Source organism: Shewanella sp. DW31, from assembly GCF_015767295.1.
GTDB lineage: Bacteria > Pseudomonadota > Gammaproteobacteria > Enterobacterales > Shewanellaceae > Shewanella > Shewanella oncorhynchi.
On sequence record NZ_JADWMP020000030.1, the window covers coordinates 18219 to 33718 of the forward strand.

10 protein-coding genes are annotated in these 15500 nt (G+C 45.1%); 2 read left to right on the forward strand and 8 right to left on the reverse strand.

Annotation, left to right across the window (positions count from 1 at the left end):
- The first annotated feature begins 280 nt into the window (after positions 1 to 280).
- Complete coding sequence (locus tag GWI56_RS19620; protein ID WP_198573846.1) at positions 281 to 1234, forward strand: DUF72 domain-containing protein; 954 nt, start codon at positions 281 to 283, stop codon at positions 1232 to 1234.
- Positions 1235 to 1570: 336 nt separating this feature from the next.
- On the opposite strand, the gene GWI56_RS19625 is transcribed toward GWI56_RS19620, so the two are convergent.
- The 6 genes from GWI56_RS19625 to GWI56_RS19650 form a co-directional block, all read right to left on the reverse strand.
- Positions 1571 to 2419, reverse strand: coding sequence for an isocitrate lyase/phosphoenolpyruvate mutase family protein (locus tag GWI56_RS19625; RefSeq protein ID WP_198573847.1), 849 nt, complete (start codon positions 2417 to 2419; stop codon positions 1571 to 1573).
- Positions 2420 to 2553: 134 nt separating this feature from the next.
- Positions 2554 to 4023 carry an inorganic phosphate transporter gene (locus tag GWI56_RS19630; RefSeq protein WP_105252986.1) on the reverse strand — a complete coding sequence of 490 codons (1470 nt, stop codon included), beginning with the start codon at positions 4021 to 4023 and terminating at the stop codon, positions 2554 to 2556.
- 245 nt (positions 4024 to 4268) lie between these two features.
- Positions 4269 to 5957, reverse strand: a complete 1689-nt coding sequence (locus GWI56_RS19635) for a glucan biosynthesis protein D (protein ID WP_113939843.1) — start codon at positions 5955 to 5957, stop codon at positions 4269 to 4271.
- A 370-nt stretch (positions 5958 to 6327) separates the two neighbouring features.
- Positions 6328 to 6762, reverse strand: coding sequence for a PaaI family thioesterase (locus GWI56_RS19640; RefSeq protein ID WP_028761608.1), 435 nt, complete (start codon positions 6760 to 6762; stop codon positions 6328 to 6330).
- 170 nt (positions 6763 to 6932) lie between these two features.
- Positions 6933 to 9098, reverse strand: a complete 2166-nt coding sequence (gene katG / locus GWI56_RS19645; RefSeq protein ID WP_198573848.1) for a catalase/peroxidase HPI — start codon at positions 9096 to 9098, stop codon at positions 6933 to 6935.
- Between the two features lie 311 nt (positions 9099 to 9409).
- Positions 9410 to 10882 carry a carbon starvation CstA family protein gene (locus GWI56_RS19650; protein ID WP_105250058.1) on the reverse strand — a complete coding sequence of 491 codons (1473 nt, stop codon included), beginning with the start codon at positions 10880 to 10882 and terminating at the stop codon, positions 9410 to 9412.
- 965 nt (positions 10883 to 11847) lie between these two features.
- Between GWI56_RS19650 and GWI56_RS19655 the strand changes: the two genes are divergently transcribed.
- On the forward strand, positions 11848 to 12288 hold the full coding sequence (locus GWI56_RS19655) for a DUF2846 domain-containing protein (RefSeq protein ID WP_105250059.1): 441 nt from the start codon (positions 11848 to 11850) through the stop codon (positions 12286 to 12288).
- 243 nt (positions 12289 to 12531) lie between these two features.
- Here GWI56_RS19655 and lysS read toward each other — a convergent pair whose 3' ends face one another.
- Together lysS and prfB are read right to left on the reverse strand one after the other, a co-directional pair.
- The gene (gene lysS, locus GWI56_RS19660) at positions 12532 to 14034 is read right to left on the reverse strand and encodes a lysine--tRNA ligase (RefSeq protein ID WP_168824901.1); all 1503 of its coding nucleotides are present in this window, start codon (positions 14032 to 14034) and stop codon (positions 12532 to 12534) included.
- Between the two features lie 28 nt (positions 14035 to 14062).
- A protein-coding gene (prfB, locus tag GWI56_RS19665; RefSeq protein WP_168824900.1) for a peptide chain release factor 2 occupies positions 14063 to 15161 on the reverse strand; the annotation gives its coding sequence in 2 pieces (ribosomal slippage) (positions 14063 to 15085 and positions 15087 to 15161; 1098 coding nt in all).
- Positions 15162 to 15500 lie beyond the last annotated feature (339 nt).

A 15500-nucleotide genomic window follows, 5' to 3' on the forward strand; every position in this document is an offset into this window, starting at 1 on the left:
ATAAACGTCCGTCTTTGGCTAAGTCCTAAGTTTGATCATAAGCATAAAAATAATAATAACGCACTATTAGAGTAGGTTAATTTTCAATGTCATTCCAGAGTTGGCTAAGTTAAGTCAGACTTTTACAGAATTAAATTCAAACAAAATCAAACACAATACTTAAGGCCATCGGTGGCACTATTTGACTCTGGACGACAGATATCGGCACAATGCCCTAAAATGTTGGTCAACATCAGGGCGCAGCTTTGGTACGCGCAAATCGCATTAAAGGAATTTATTTTTGGACCGATTGTGCTCTCCGTTACATCAACCCAACCATTTTCGCCTTGGGCTTGCCATGTGGTCGCACTCGAATTGGCAAGAAAGTGTGTATGGTCACGGAACTAAACAAGCGGAGCGACTCGCCCGTTACGCGACAATATTCAATACTGTCGAAGGGAACACCAGCTTCTACGCAACGCCTGCACAGCAAACGGTAATGAATTGGCACAGTGCCACGCCCGATAGCTTTCGTTTTACCTTCAAACTACCGCAAACCATCACTCACCAAAGATTATTGCAACACTGCAGCCAAGAATTGAAAGATTTTTTCCAGATAATGGCACCATTAATCGATAAAACAGGGATCTGGAAAATTCAACTGCCCGCCCATTTCGGCCCAGAAAGCTTGCCTGCGTTAGCGCAATTTCTAGATCAAATCCCCCAAGGGTTAACCTATGGCGTCGAAGTCAGGCATCCTGCGTTTTTTGCTAAAGGAGATGCCGAGCGTGCGCTTAATCGATTACTCATCGAAAAAAAAGTGAATCGCATCATCATGGACAGCAGGCCCTTGTTTGCACTGCCGCCCTACAATGTCGCGATTATCGACGCTCACAAGAAAAAACCTCGAGTGCCAGTGCATGCGATTGCCACCGCCAATAATCCAGTGGTGCGCTTTGTCGGCCAACCAGACGATGCCGTAACACAACTCGCACAGCAAGGCGTTACTGCTTTACCTAAGGATAACGATGCCTTTTTTGATAATTGGCTCACCCAACTCCCGCAATGGCTCGCAGAAGGTCGAGAACCCTATCTGTTTATTCATACTCCCGACAATGAAGCCGCGCCTGAACTGGCCATCCGTCTCTATCAAAAATTGCGCAGCCAAATTGCAGCGCACATTCACCTCACCGAGCTAAGACTACTTGATAAGAAACCTGAGGAGACAAGCACGCAGATGGGACTTTCTTGGTAAAAAGGTCGCTAAGTAAAATGGACGTAAGAAGAAACCCACGGCAAACTCGCCGTGGGTATATACCCAAACAACCTGAAGATGCAGGATTCAGCGGGAATTTAACGCACTTTAGGCAAGGCGGTTATTTGCAGGCCTAGCGGGCTAAGTTAAAAATAACCAACGCAGCATAAAGTGCGTTAAAACCCGCCGGGACGGAGCGCCCAGGGCACTCCACTTCCGTGTTGCATCAATTCAAAAGGTGGCCGACATTCTGTCATTAATGCGCCTTGAATTGAAGCACCCTGGCGCTCTGAAACTCGTATCTTCAGGTAGCTTGGGTATAGATGAAAAACAGCTTTAACTCGGGATAAATAAGTTATTCATTTTCTCAAAACCAAGGGAAATGGCTTTAGGTATTGAATCCTTATCAACGGCAATAACCGCATCATTTGACTCTCGCTGAAACGGTTTTGCCTTAATTGAATTTAACAAAATTGGATTAAGCAAAGTGCTATAGGCCTGTAAAAATGAAGCTGGGCCAGTGGAAAAACGCTGCACACCTGCGGCAAATAACTCGCCGATATCCATCTGCTCATTCAATAGCATAAAATTCAGTGGCATATCCACAGCGGCAGACAAGCGCTTAGCGGTCTCGACCTTAATCGCGCCAGGGATAAAGCCGCCATCCGCACCCGCAGCCTGATATTGAGTTAACCTATCAATAGTCATAACGACGGCGGCCTCACCACTGGCTAAACCCAGTAAATACACATCAGTTCGCGCATTAATAAATAATCCTTGGCAACGAGGATGGGCACGAATAGCTTTAATTTTTGCCACCATCTCAGCAACACTTGCACTGCCATCCTCAATATTAATTCCTGCTACGCCAAGCTCAGCGAGCTGCGCAACAAAAGCAGCAACCTCATCGGGATCTTGGCTATAACCAGATTCAATATCTATCGTCACGGGCACTCGGCTCAGCCGTAGGATATTGTTCACTACGTCCAATAAAGCCGCTTTAGGTAGCGCTTGCCCATCGGGATAACCGAGCGACCAAGCCAATGCCGCGCTACTGGTCGCAATCGCACGGGCGCCAGATGCTTGGATGATGGCCGCACTGGCGGCATCCCAAGCGTTAGTTAATATCAGCGGCTCTGATTGTTGATGTAGTGCTTTGAAAAATGTTCTAGATTGCTCAGCCATCTTATGTCCTTGTTGGTGTTGAAGGCTCAACTCTAACAAGATGGCTTAGGTAATTATCGCGGGAAACGGCACTGAACCGAAAAGCCAAGCCCTCAAGGCTTGGCTATGTGAGCATTCAACTTGAGTATTCTTGGCTAACCCCAAAGTGCATTGGCAAGGATAAACACACTCGCGGAGAGCAACATAGTAATAGGTAGTGTCAGCAGCCAAGCGAGCATGATTTGCTTAATGGTTTGGATCTGAAGCCCTGAACGATTAGCCACCATGGTACCCGCTACAGCGGAAGACAAAATATGAGTCGTCGATACAGGCATCCCCGTCATACTGGCAATCCCAATAGAGACGGCAGCGGTGACCTGCGCGGCAATGCCCTGGCTGTAAGTCATACTCGATGAACCAATTTTTTCCCCCACGGTATATACAATCCGCCGCCACCCCACCAACGTGCCGCAACCCAGCGCAGTCGCAATGGCAATAATCACCCAAATGGGCGCATACTCAGTAGTTCTAGTGAGATCTTTTCGCCATTTAGCCAATGAACTCAAATCCTTAGCAGGAAGATCCAATTTAGCCACTTGGCGAGCAGTATCATCGATGCACAACAATAAACGTCGCACCTCGCGTCGCTCTTCTACATCCATATCTTTGTAAGTTGAGACTTTTGCTAAGCGACGGTCAAGCAACGACATCGCCGGTAATACATTGGCAGATGAGCAATGGGCCAGCATATATTCGGGAACGTTGACTAAGGCTTTAAAGTCGATAACATCCGCAATAACGGCTTGGTTACGGTCATAAATCGCCATAATGCGACGATTAGCATCTTGAGTTCTTTCTAAATCATAGGGTTGACTGCCCATGTCCAAGGCAAAATAAGCCGGTGCCATACAAATCAGCACTAGCATCACTAAACCTATCCCCTTCTGTCCATCGTTAGAACCATGGGCGAAACTCACCCCCATAGCGGAGATAATTAAACTCGCCCTTGCCCAAAATGGAGGGTGTTTTTTACCATTAATCTGCATCTGCTCATCTGGGGTACGGTGAATTTTATGTTTCTGCCAAACGTATTTCATGATGAGCAAAAAAATCCCTGCCATCACAAACCCTAAGGTCGGCGAAATAATCAAGGACAGCATGATCTGCGTTGCTTTAGAGACATTAATGCCCTGTAGGATAGGCTGATGATTTATCCAAGCGAACGCGCCACCCACGCCCATTATCGAACCAATCAAGGTATGGGAACTCGATGCCGGAATACCAAAATACCAAGTACCTAAGTTCCAGATAATTGCCGAAAATAGCAGGGAAAACACCATCAACAAGCCTTGGATTGAGTCCATACCGAGCAAGGAGTCTACGGGTAATAAATGCACTATCGCATAGGCCACCCCTAACCCCCCTAACAGCACACCCGCAAAATTAAATAGTGCAGAGGTAACGACCGCCAGATTTGCCGGCATAGCCTTGGTATAGATCACCGTCGCCACCGCATTTGCCGTGTCGTGGAAGCCATTAATAAATTCGTATGCCAGTACAAAAAGTACGGCAAGGACTAAACCCACCGACCACGCAAAGCCTAACGTTGTGAACATTTCAAACATAAAATACATACCCATGGCGAGAACGCCCACAGATTACGCCCAAGTTTAGGGTCTTTTACAGTGAAAAATTGTTTAGATTGTCAAAAAGTGAATTAGCCCCCAATAACTCAGTAGCATGCTTGCAATTACAACTGGCTTGATTTTTTAGATGTCAAATGAGCGGCATTCCCCGCATCTTGTTAATCATCAAAACAAAAACGCCAGCTAAGTTAGCTGGCGTTTTAGATTAATGACTCACGAATCGCTTATTGCAGATGACCTGCATTGTGCAATTCACGATCATCCTTTGCAGGCGGATTCCACTGATACATCCAAGTCTCAGACAATGGCTGACCATCGACCTCCAAATAGACTCTCAGGTTAATCGGCTCAGTCCCGTCTCCGGGTGGCACTACGTCAAACATAGCGCGGTAACCATTAATCGAGGCTAAAGGACGGGCAGATTCAATTTCCACTTTACCTTCAGATGCTGTGATCACGGCTTTAACTTGAGTGTCTTTACCTATCATAGGTAAAGTTCCGCCCGCGAAATCCACCACAAAACGCTTACTGTAGTATTTGCGTTTCTGGCCAACTACGCCGCCAATCCCAGTGAAGGTATCAACAACCCGAGCACGGGGTGATTGAACCGGTGGAATGCCACCCCAGTACATGTTGTAGCTGTACAGGAGCTCTTGACCAGGAACAATCGGCTCAGCAGGATTCCAGAAAGCCACTATGTTATCGAAGGTTTCATCCAGTGTTGGAATTTCAACCAACTGCACTGAACCTTTACCCCAACTGCTGGTTGGTTCAATCCATAGGCTTGGGCGTTTATCATAAAACACGCCGTCGTCCTGATAATGATCGAAGTTACGATCACGTTGCAGTAAGCCAAAACCTTTTGGATTTTCATCGCTATAGGCGTTGAATCGCAGGTTTTCAGGGTTACCTAGCGGACGCCAAATCCATTCACCATTCCCCGTGTGCATGGCTAAACCATCGGTATCATGGATTTCTGGACGCCAGTCATAACCGGTGCGGCGATCGTTCTCACCCACCATAAACATACTGGTCAGTGGCGCAACGCCTAAACGTTCAATCGCTTTACGTGGATAAACAGCCACATCCACCTTCATTTTTAAACGTTCACCCGGTTCGATATCAAAACGATAAGCCCCCGTGACACTCGGAGAGTCTAGCAAGGCATACACAGTGGTGATATTCGATCCTGGTTTAGGTTTTTCTAACCAGAAATTGGTGAACATTGGAAACTCTTCGGGTTTTGGCAGTGCAGTATCAACCGCTAAGCCACGAGCCGACAAACCATACTGCATTTCTTGACCCACGGCGCGGAAATAACTAGCGCCAAGGAAGGCAACAATGTCACGCTGCCAATCGGTATTAAATTGCATACGGAAACCCGCAAAACCAAGATCCTTAGGCAACTGACTACCTTTGACCTTTGACTTGCCGTAATCGAACATTGAAGGTGAATATTCGATTAACTTAGCCTTCCCCTCATTTAGCTCATAAATATGAATAGGGGTATCGAAAAACAGCCCAAGATGGAACAGTTCGGCACGAAACTCCGAATCTTGATCACGCCATAGTGCGGCTTTCTTCTTGAAGTGGAATTGTTGGTAATCATCCCAACTCATGCCCTGAAGGCTTTTAGGTAATTCGCCTTTATGACTCTCATAGGGTTGTGCAGCCATAGTACGGGCATAACCCTTTAGCCAAGCGTAACTAAACTCTTCACCTTCTTGTGGTGACGCCTGCTTACCTGCCGCACATGCTGAAAGACTCAGCAATACGCTACAGGTTAACAATACGCCGCCAACCATACGCTGCAAACGGCCGCGACGAGAGGAAGATTGGGCTTCAATCGAGGGTAGTGTCGCCCTCGATTCTTGATAAACGTTTCTTTGTTCGGGAAATAAATTGGGTTGCATAAGCAGACTCTGAATTGGTGTAACTTCCTGACACTTCCCTGCAAATCTGACTCAATTGCAGCGATGGCCCTGTGGAGAACTGTTGATGACAGAGGTAACAATACAGCGATCAGCAACAATTCGCCAGAATCTAGCATACTTTCTGTCGAATGGAATATGGCATGCTAGCTATTTTCAATCTTGAGGCCTATTTATGAAAATATGATTAAAAAATTCCGTTATTAACTGAATTTACGCCCATAACAACCTCACTGCCAGCAAGAAGGCCGTCGACTTAATACCTGAAGATAAAGTGCACCTTCGGCATAGGTTAATTATCTGCTCAGCGTGTTAACTCGAAGAGATAATATCGCCAGCCCGCAAAATCGGTTTATGGCCTTAAAATCATACAAGTCGCCGTAGCAGTGGCGAGCAGTTTTCCATCCTGCGTTTTTAGCGTACCTTCCGAAATACCTAAAGACTTAGATAAATTGATCACCTTGCCCTCAGCCACTAACACTTGATGTTTAGGCACAGGTCGAATCATTTTAATATTCAAATCGATAGTGCCGTAACCTACACCCGCTTCAAGCAATGTATGCACGGCGCAACCTGTAACCGAATCCAGTACAGTTGCGGCAAAACCACCATGAACGCCGCCCAATGGGTTGAGGTGCTTATCATCGGCAGTCGCATGGAATGTCACCGTTCCTTCGTCGGCTTGAACCAGCGACATTGGCATAGTGAGAGAGATAGAAGGTGCGGGTAATTCACCCCTTGCCATTGCCTGTAAAATGGCTAAACCCGACATTTGCTGAATATTCATATTCCACCTAAATTGATGAGCGTCAAAGCACATGAATAAAAATGACCGCTTAACCACTTCGGATTAGGCGATCATTTAACTGAAAATCCACTTAAACGCTCGGTCTGCATTAACCCCAGCGGCGCCTAAATTGGATCCATATACCACTAAAAAGACTAATAAATATAAGCTCAGCGAAGATCGAATCTATCTAAGTTCATCACCTTAGTCCAAGCGTCGATAAAATCATCGACAAATCGCAGCTGTGCATCACTGCTCGCGTACACTTCTGCGAGTGCACGCAGCTGCGAATTAGAGCCAAAGATCAAATCAACACGACTTGCAGTCCACTTTTGCTGGCCACTGACGCGATCAACACCCACAAACATATCCTCCGCTTTGGAAGTGGGTTTCCACGTCGTCCCCATATCGAGCAAGTTAACAAAAAAGTCATTGGTCAAAAACTCAGGACGCGCAGTCAAGACACCCGTTTTTGACTGATCAGAGTTCGTATCTAACACCCGCAGACCGCCAATAAGCACTGTCATTTCCGGCGCAGTTAAGGTCAGCAATTGGGCCCTATCGACCAATAACTCCTCCGCCGAAACAGAAAACGGAGTGGGATGATAATTTCTAAAGCCATCTGCGACAGGTTCAAGTACCGCAAAAGATTCCACATCAGTTTGTGCTTGCGTGGCATCCATACGACCCGGCGTAAATGGAATCGTCACTTCAACCCCCGCATTTCTAGCCGCTTGATCAATACCGACGCAACCTGCTAGCACAATCAAGTCAGCAAGGGAGATTTTCTTACCTCCTTGATTAAACTCAGACTGAATACTCTCAAGCACTTTGAGCACCTTAGCGAGCTGCTCAGGCTGATTCACTGGCCAATCTTTTTGCGGTGCGAGTCGAATTCGAGCGCCGTTCGCACCACCGCGCATATCGGAACCGCGATAGGTCGACGCCGAGGCCCAAGCGGTTGATACGACTTCTGAAATCGTTAATCCAGAACCAATAATCTTCAGTTTAAGATCAGTAACATCCTGCTCATTAACCAGAGGATGATCAACCGCTGGAATGGGGTCTTGCCAAAGAAACGTTTCTGCAGGCACTTCAGGACCCAAATAACGCGTGCATGGCCCCATATCTCTGTGTGTCAGCTTGTACCAAGCTTTTGCAAATACATCGGCAAACTCATCGGGATTTTCAAAGAATCGACGTGATATTTTCTCGTAATCAGGATCGAAGATCAGTGCAAGGTCGGTAGTCAACATGGTTGGCACATGACGTTTTGAAGCATCGTGCGCATCGGGGATCACCCCTTTACCCGCGCCATTTTTAGGTATCCACTGATGGGCACCCGCAGGGCTCTTAGTCAGTTCCCATTCATATCCGAATAGATTTTCAAAAAAATTGTTACTCCATTGGGTTGGCGTTAAGGTCCAAGTCACTTCGAGGCCACTGGAAATAGTATCGCCACCTTTACCGCTTTTATAGCGACTCTGCCAGCCTAGCCCTTGCTGTTCAATACCTGCGGCTTCTGGCTCAGGCCCGACTAATGCTGCGTCACCTGCACCATGGGTTTTACCAAAAGTATGACCACCTGCAATCAAGGCTACGGTTTCTTCATCATTCATCGCCATGCGGGCAAAGGTTTCGCGGATATCAACGGCGGCAGCGAAAGGATCAGGGTCGCCATTGGGTCCCTCAGGGTTAACATAAATCAACCCCATTTGGACTGCGGCGAGGGGATCTTCAAGATCTCGCTCTCCCGAGTAACGCTTATCGTCTAACCATTTATTTTCCGCCCCCCAGTAAATATCAGCTTCGGGTTCCCAAATATCGACTCGCCCACCAGCGAAACCTAAGGTTTTGAATCCCATAGATTCCAGCGCGACATTACCCGTGAGGATCATCAAATCGGCCCAAGAGATTTTATTGCCATATTTTTGTTTAATCGGCCAAAGGAGCCGACGTGCTTTATCGAGGTTTACGTTATCTGGCCAGCTGTTTAACGGTGCGAAACGTTGATTACCACTCCCCGCTCCGCCACGTCCATCACCGGTACGATAGGTGCCAGCACTGTGCCATGCCATACGAATAAATAGCGGCCCATAGTGGCCAAAATCTGCAGGCCACCAGTCCTGTGAATCCGTCATTAATGCGAGGAGATCTTGCTTTACAGCAGCTAAATTGAGGGATTTAAAGGCTTCAGCATAATTGAAGTCATCACCCAAAGGATTAGATAAGGAAGAGTGTTGGTGCAGAATATCGAGCCGGAGCTGTTTAGGCCACCAATCTCGATTCGAGGTGCCACCAGCAGAATGGTGCATAGGACATTTGTTCTCAGACATAACGTGCTCTCCTTCTGTTCGCAAAAAATATTCAAGTAAATAAAATCTAAATGACTTTTGCCGCAAGTTTGTACTGCTTAACGCTCTCTACCACAGACTAATCGTTTCAATAGAGAAATAAAAACCAATCTAACGACCTTACCTTACCTCTAGATGAAACGCGATGAATCTGCTCATTAAAAAATATTCAGCAAAAATTACCCTTTCTAAAATAAGCCATTAAAGGGTAGTAGAATGATACCAATCATAAAAAACAAGGGCTGCAAAATGCAGCCCTTGATTTTTATTGGGTAAAACTATGGGATAACTGACTATTTAACTTCTGCCACAGGTTTACGTCTATTGTGCGCAATGATCAGGGCAACTAAACAGATAACCCCGACAGCGATACCTACTGGCTGGCTCAAAGGTTGCGGTAAACCTAGGCCAATACCCGCAGTCATAATATAAGACACAGTAACGCTGGTGCCGCCAATCGCTGGTAAGCTAACAATCCAATGGAAGGTCCCGCGATCAAACAAATACTTAGTCGCTAACCACAACACACTGGTTGATAGCAGCATATTTGAGAAGGCAAAGTAACGCCAAATCAAAGAGAAGTCGATCTTCGTCATAAAGTACGCAATGGTCAGAATAGGCACTGCAACCAATAAACGATTACGCATACTTTGCGGAATATGGAAGGCATCGATAATCGTCAAACGCAGCGAACGAAATGCGGTATCGCCAGAAGTGATAGGGAAGATAGCCACGGCCACAATCGCCATAATACCGCCCGCAACACCTAAATACGTAGTTGCCACTTGATTAACCACTAAACCTGGGCCCCCTTGGTCGAGCAAACTCTTAAGCTCAACATAACCGCCAGGGAAAGCTGCAATACCCGCCGTTGCCCATACACAAGCAACGATACCTTCAGCAACCATAGCGCCATAATACACAGGGCGAACATACTTCTCATTCGTCAAGCAACGAGCCATGATGGGCGCTTGAGTTGAATGGAAACCGCTAATCGCACCACAGGTAATAGTCACAAATAACAGTGGCCAAACAGGTAGTCCATCTGGATTTGGTTCGAGTAACTCATTGTTGTAATGGCTGTGGTCGAAATAGGCAAACACATCACCCATTTCAGGTAACTGCGGCGCATTAATCATTAGAGCAACGGCGATAGAAACTGTCATGACTATCATCAACAAACCAAATGCGGGATATAATTTAGTGATGATTTTATCAATCGGCAGCATGGTCGCTAAAAAGTAATAGACTAAAATCACTAACACCCAGAAGGTATTATTGCCAAAGATGGTGTCTTTAAAATAATCGAGATTACTCAGCAAACCTGCGGGGCTCATGATGAAGACCACGCCCACAAAAAACAGCAGCATAGCCGTAAACAGCAACATCACGCCTTTAAAGTAAATATTAAAGTAGTGGCCCGCAATCTCTGGCAGACTCTTACCGTCTTCTTTAATACTGAGCACGCCAGAAAAATAATCATGTACTGCGCCGCCAATAATATTCCCCAGTACAATCCACACTAAGGCTATTGGGCCGTAAAGTGCACCGAGGATCGGGCCAAATATCGGCCCCACACCCGCGACATTGAGGAACTGGATCAGAAACGCTTTAGCCGGATGAACCGGAACGTAATCGACGCCATCTTCGAATCTCGCCTGTGGTGTTATCGCTTTAGGATCTATACCAGCTTGCCGCTCAACAAAGGGACTATAGAACTTGTATGCAAGCACTAAGAGTGCGATACAAATAAAGAAAATTAACATTATTTAATTATCCATACTTTAGTAGGAGGTGATTTAATGGAGAGTTTCATTGAGTTAGCGACTGAGGTCAAGCAACACACTATTAGACTAATGTCGGGTTGATTATCTGAAACAGCCGTACGAGTGGGTATAGATGAACAAACGCGTTTAAAAATAATCCCTATGAAGTATTCAATTTGTCTGCAACAGTACTTATCATACTAAAAATGAGCTCCTCTCATCGTCCTTATTCCATTCCACGATTTAGATTTAGATTTAGTAGTACTAAGCTAGTCAGTCAACACCTACTAAGTTAACTATGGGCATACAAGTAACCTTAAGTAGATTACTTAAATCATTGCTGATTTAAAATTTCTTTATAAATTGAGCTAAATATCAGACCACTTAACCCCTACCCAAGTAATAAACCTAATCCATTCTATAACTTCATATTGCAATAGAGTCTAATTTAGTTAATCAGCAACATAAACAAAACTACCTTAAGCGCTAGCTACTTATTACTTAATCATTTTACGATTTATAAAAATCGTAAAACTGCAAGAAAAAAAATCAAAGATCAAAAATAAAATACTCACTAGCTTTTAAAATAACAGCAAACAAAAAACCACTATTTGACATCACAAAATTTAAAATAAATCATTAGTAAACCAATAAAACTTAAGTTATATTTATAAAAAATAAAAACACCACTAATCTGCCTCTTAATGACTTTATAATAACTTATTTTTGGCCGAGTGCTCTTGCGCAAAAATGATAATAGCTGACTTTACCAACATGACATTCCATACATTCTGCCAATGTTATGGCGTTCATGTTGAATGTTCAAACGATCCCAAAGGAGATAACACATTTAAAAACTTTAAAAGCTCAATAAACTAAAGCGTTATAAATCAAGATAAATTTATCTAAATAACAAAAGCTTGTATTTTCACAATCAAAATAAGACACTTATTTAAGGACAAATCATGTTAAAAAAACTTCTAACGCCTATGCTGGCCATTTTCCTTCTACTCTCAGGTTGTGCCACAGTACCAATGGCTTCACAAGAGGAAGATGCAAAGCTTAAGACATTCCAGAAGCCAGCTGACAATAAAACAGGGATTTATATATACCGCAATAGTTTTGCGGGTCAGGCTCTAAAGAAAAATATCTATATTAATGGTGAGATGATTGGCGAATCTGCTAATAAAGTCTACTTCTACAAGGAAGTCGAACCGGGTGAGCAAACACTTTCTACCGAATCAGAATTCAGTGAAAATAATTTAAAACTATCGACAGAAGGTGGTAAAAACTACTTTATCGAGCAATATATAAAAATAGGTGTTTTTGTTGGTGGTGCGGGGTTGCAGTCAGTAACTGACGGTGAAGGCATGAAGAATGTTAAAGAATGTAAGCTTGCCAAATAGTTTATAGCTAATTTGTGCTTTTATAAAAATTCAGCTGTAATAATATAGCTTATCCAGTTGCATCTTTAATAATCACGCCTTTTAAAAAGTTCTAGAAAACAAAAAACCAGCCAAATGGCTGGTTTTTATGGTGCATTTTATCACTATGATTGTCAGCTAATGAGTAAACCTTTTACTGTTTAGCCATTTCCCACTCATTCATCATCGATAATATGACTAACCGAAATACCTTGTTCGACTGCATTACGCCTGTGGGCGCATGGCAGGGAACAGGATCACGTCACGGATAGTATGAGTGTTAGTGAACAACATCACTAAACGGTCGATACCGATACCTTGACCTGCCGTTGGTGGCAAACCGTGTTCCAGTGCAGTGATATAGTCTGCATCGTAGAACATAGCTTCATCGTCACCTGCATCTTTCGCGTCAACCTGTGCTTTAAAGCGGTTGTCTTGATCTTCAGCATCGTTCAGCTCGCTAAAGCCGTTAGCCACTTCGCGGCCACCGATGAAGAATTCGAAACGGTCAGTGATGAAATGGTTGTCATCATTACGACGTGCCAATGGTGAAATATCCGCTGGGTAGCCAGTGATGAACGTTGGTTGCATCAATTGCCATTCAGCAGTTTCACCAAAGATTTCTTCAAGCAGCTGACCACAAGTCCAGAACTTCTCAATCTTCATGCCTAAGCTTTTCGCTAAATCGCGCATGAATTCAACATCTTTCACTTGCTCATAGGTCATAGCTTGGATAGTGGCGTTATCAGGATTGTACTTCTGAATCGCTTCTAACATGCTTAAACGTGCGTATGGGCCGCCGAAATCGACTGTGTGCTCACCGTATGGCATTTGCGCACTGCCGAGCAGTTCGATAGCAATCGAGCTGAGCATTTCTTCGGTGAGGTCCATCAGATCTTTGTAGTCAGCATAAGCCATATAGAATTCCATCATAGTGAATTCTGGGTTATGACGTGGCGACAGACCTTCGTTACGGAAGTTACGGTTGATTTCGAACACACGCTCAAAACCACCCACCACTAAACGCTTCAAGTATAATTCTGGCGCGATACGCAGGTACATTGGCATGTCTAAGGCGTTGTGATGAGTGATAAAAGGACGGGCCGAAGCACCACCTGGGATCACGTGCATCATAGGGGTTTCAACTTCCATGAACTCTTTTTTGATCATGAAGTTACGAATTGCAGAAACCACTTTAGAACGCATGATGAAGGCATTGCGCGAATCTTCGTTAACGATGAGATCCACGTAACGTTGACGGTAACGCATTTCTTGATCGGCTAGACCATAATAGTCCGCAGGCAATGGACGCAGCGCCTTGGTCAGTAGCTCGTACTGTTCCATGTTGACGTATAAGTCGCCTTTGCCAGACAAATGCAGCTGGCCGGTTACACCTATGATGTCACCGATATCCAGACCTTGAAAACGCTCTTTCAAATCAGCTTGTACGCTTTTTTCAGCGTAAGCTTGAATACGGCCAGACACGTCTTGGATCACTAAGAAAGGACCACGCTTTGCCATGATGCGGCCAGCGATGCTGGTCTTAAAACCTAAGGCTTCGAGTTCTTCTTTAGTGCTTTGACCATACTGTGCTTGCAGTTCAGCCGCTTTATGGGTGCGACGGAAGGTATTTGGATGGGCATTAGCACTACAGTTTGGGCGGATGCTTTCTAGCTTGGCACGGCGCTCGGCGATCAGTTTGTTCTCATCAATTACTTGTTCAGTCATCTTATTTCTCGTCTATACCTTGAATTAATTACAGCCCAGATTTCAAACTGGCTTCGATAAACTTATCCAGATCGCCATCGAGTACCGCTTGAGTATTGCGGGTTTCAACGCCTGTGCGTAAGTCTTTAATGCGGGCATCGTCTAATACATAAGAGCGAATTTGACTGCCCCAGCCGATATCAGACTTAGCGTCTTCTGCGGCCTGTTTGTCGGCATTTTGCTTGAGCATTTCTAACTCAAACAGTTTTGCTTTCAGCTGCTTCATCGCAGCATCTTTATTTTTATGCTGTGAACGGTCGTTCTGGCACTGCACGACGGTATTCGTCGGTAAGTGGGTAATACGAATCGCCGATTCCGTTTTGTTAACGTGCTGACCACCCGCGCCCGATGCGCGGTAAGTGTCAATACGCAGATCCGATGGGTTGATATCAATCGTGATATCGTCATCGATTTCTGGATAAACGAACACAGAGCAGAATGACGTATGACGACGACCCGATGAATCGAATGGCGACTTACGTACTAAACGGTGCACGCCAGTCTCAGTGCGTAACCAACCGAACGCATATTCGCCAGTAAACTTAATGGTCGCGCCTTTAATACCGGCCACGTCACCATCGGTCACTTCCATCAACTCAGGGCTAAAGCCATGGGCTTCGCCCCAACGTAGGTACATACGCAGCACCATGTTGGCCCAATCTTGGGCTTCGGTACCACCACTACCAGACTGAATGTCTAAATAACAGTTTGACGCATCTTGCGGGCCGGAGAACATACGACGGAATTCAAGATCGGCAAGGCGGCTTTCGAGATAATCCAGCTCTTTACTGGTTTCATTGAAGGTATCTTCGTCTTCCTCTTCAATAGCCAGCTCGAGTAAGCCTTCAACATCTTCAAGACCTGAGTCCATATCGTCTATGGTTTTGACCACAGCTTCTAGGCTGGCGCGCTCTTTGCCTAAGGCTTGGGCGCGCTCTGGGTCGTTCCACACTTCTGAACTTTCAAGCTCACGGGTAACTTCTTCTAGACGCTCATTTTTGGCATCGTAGTCAAAGATACCCCCTAAGAAGCTCCGTGCGCTCGGCAAGCTCCTTAATTTTGAATTTTACTGGATTAACTTCAAACATGAGTTTTCAACTTTCTTTATTTGGCCGCTTTAATTGATCTTCCACTAAAAGGGGCGGTGATTAACAGTATTTGCAACCGCGCATTTTAACCTAACCAGACTGGTAAACCTAGGGGTGCACTGTTCATTAAATGGGATAACAAGGATTATTTTCCAAGCTAAAAGAACACAGCACTAACGCCGAGACTAACAAAAAGCAATGAGTTAAGACTGTGATCTTACTTAAATTTAGCCAAGATGATGCTATGCGCGAGGCCAATGGCTGACACACAAGCGCTCTCCTGCCTAAAAAATCCCCATAATATCAAAGGAAACACAACTAAAAAGGCCTGATAACGCC

Bases quoted from the DNA above. Each gene is read 5' to 3' on its own strand.
- GWI56_RS19625 (WP_198573847.1), bottom strand. From the start codon at position 2,419: ATGGCTGAGCAATCTAGAACATTTTTCAAAGCACTACATCAACAATCA.
- GWI56_RS19630 (WP_105252986.1), bottom strand. From the start codon at position 4,023: ATGTTTGAAATGTTCACAACGTTAGGCTTTGCGTGGTCGGTGGGTTTA.
- GWI56_RS19635 (WP_113939843.1), bottom strand. From the start codon at position 5,957: ATGCAACCCAATTTATTTCCCGAACAAAGAAACGTTTATCAAGAATCG.
- GWI56_RS19640 (WP_028761608.1), bottom strand. From the start codon at position 6,762: ATGAATATTCAGCAAATGTCGGGTTTAGCCATTTTACAGGCAATGGCA.
- katG (WP_198573848.1), bottom strand. From the start codon at position 9,098: ATGTCTGAGAACAAATGTCCTATGCACCATTCTGCTGGTGGCACCTCG.
- GWI56_RS19650 (WP_105250058.1), bottom strand. From the start codon at position 10,882: ATGTTAATTTTCTTTATTTGTATCGCACTCTTAGTGCTTGCATACAAG.
- GWI56_RS19655 (WP_105250059.1), top strand. From the start codon at position 11,848: ATGTTAAAAAAACTTCTAACGCCTATGCTGGCCATTTTCCTTCTACTC.
- lysS (WP_168824901.1), bottom strand. From the start codon at position 14,034: ATGACTGAACAAGTAATTGATGAGAACAAACTGATCGCCGAGCGCCGT.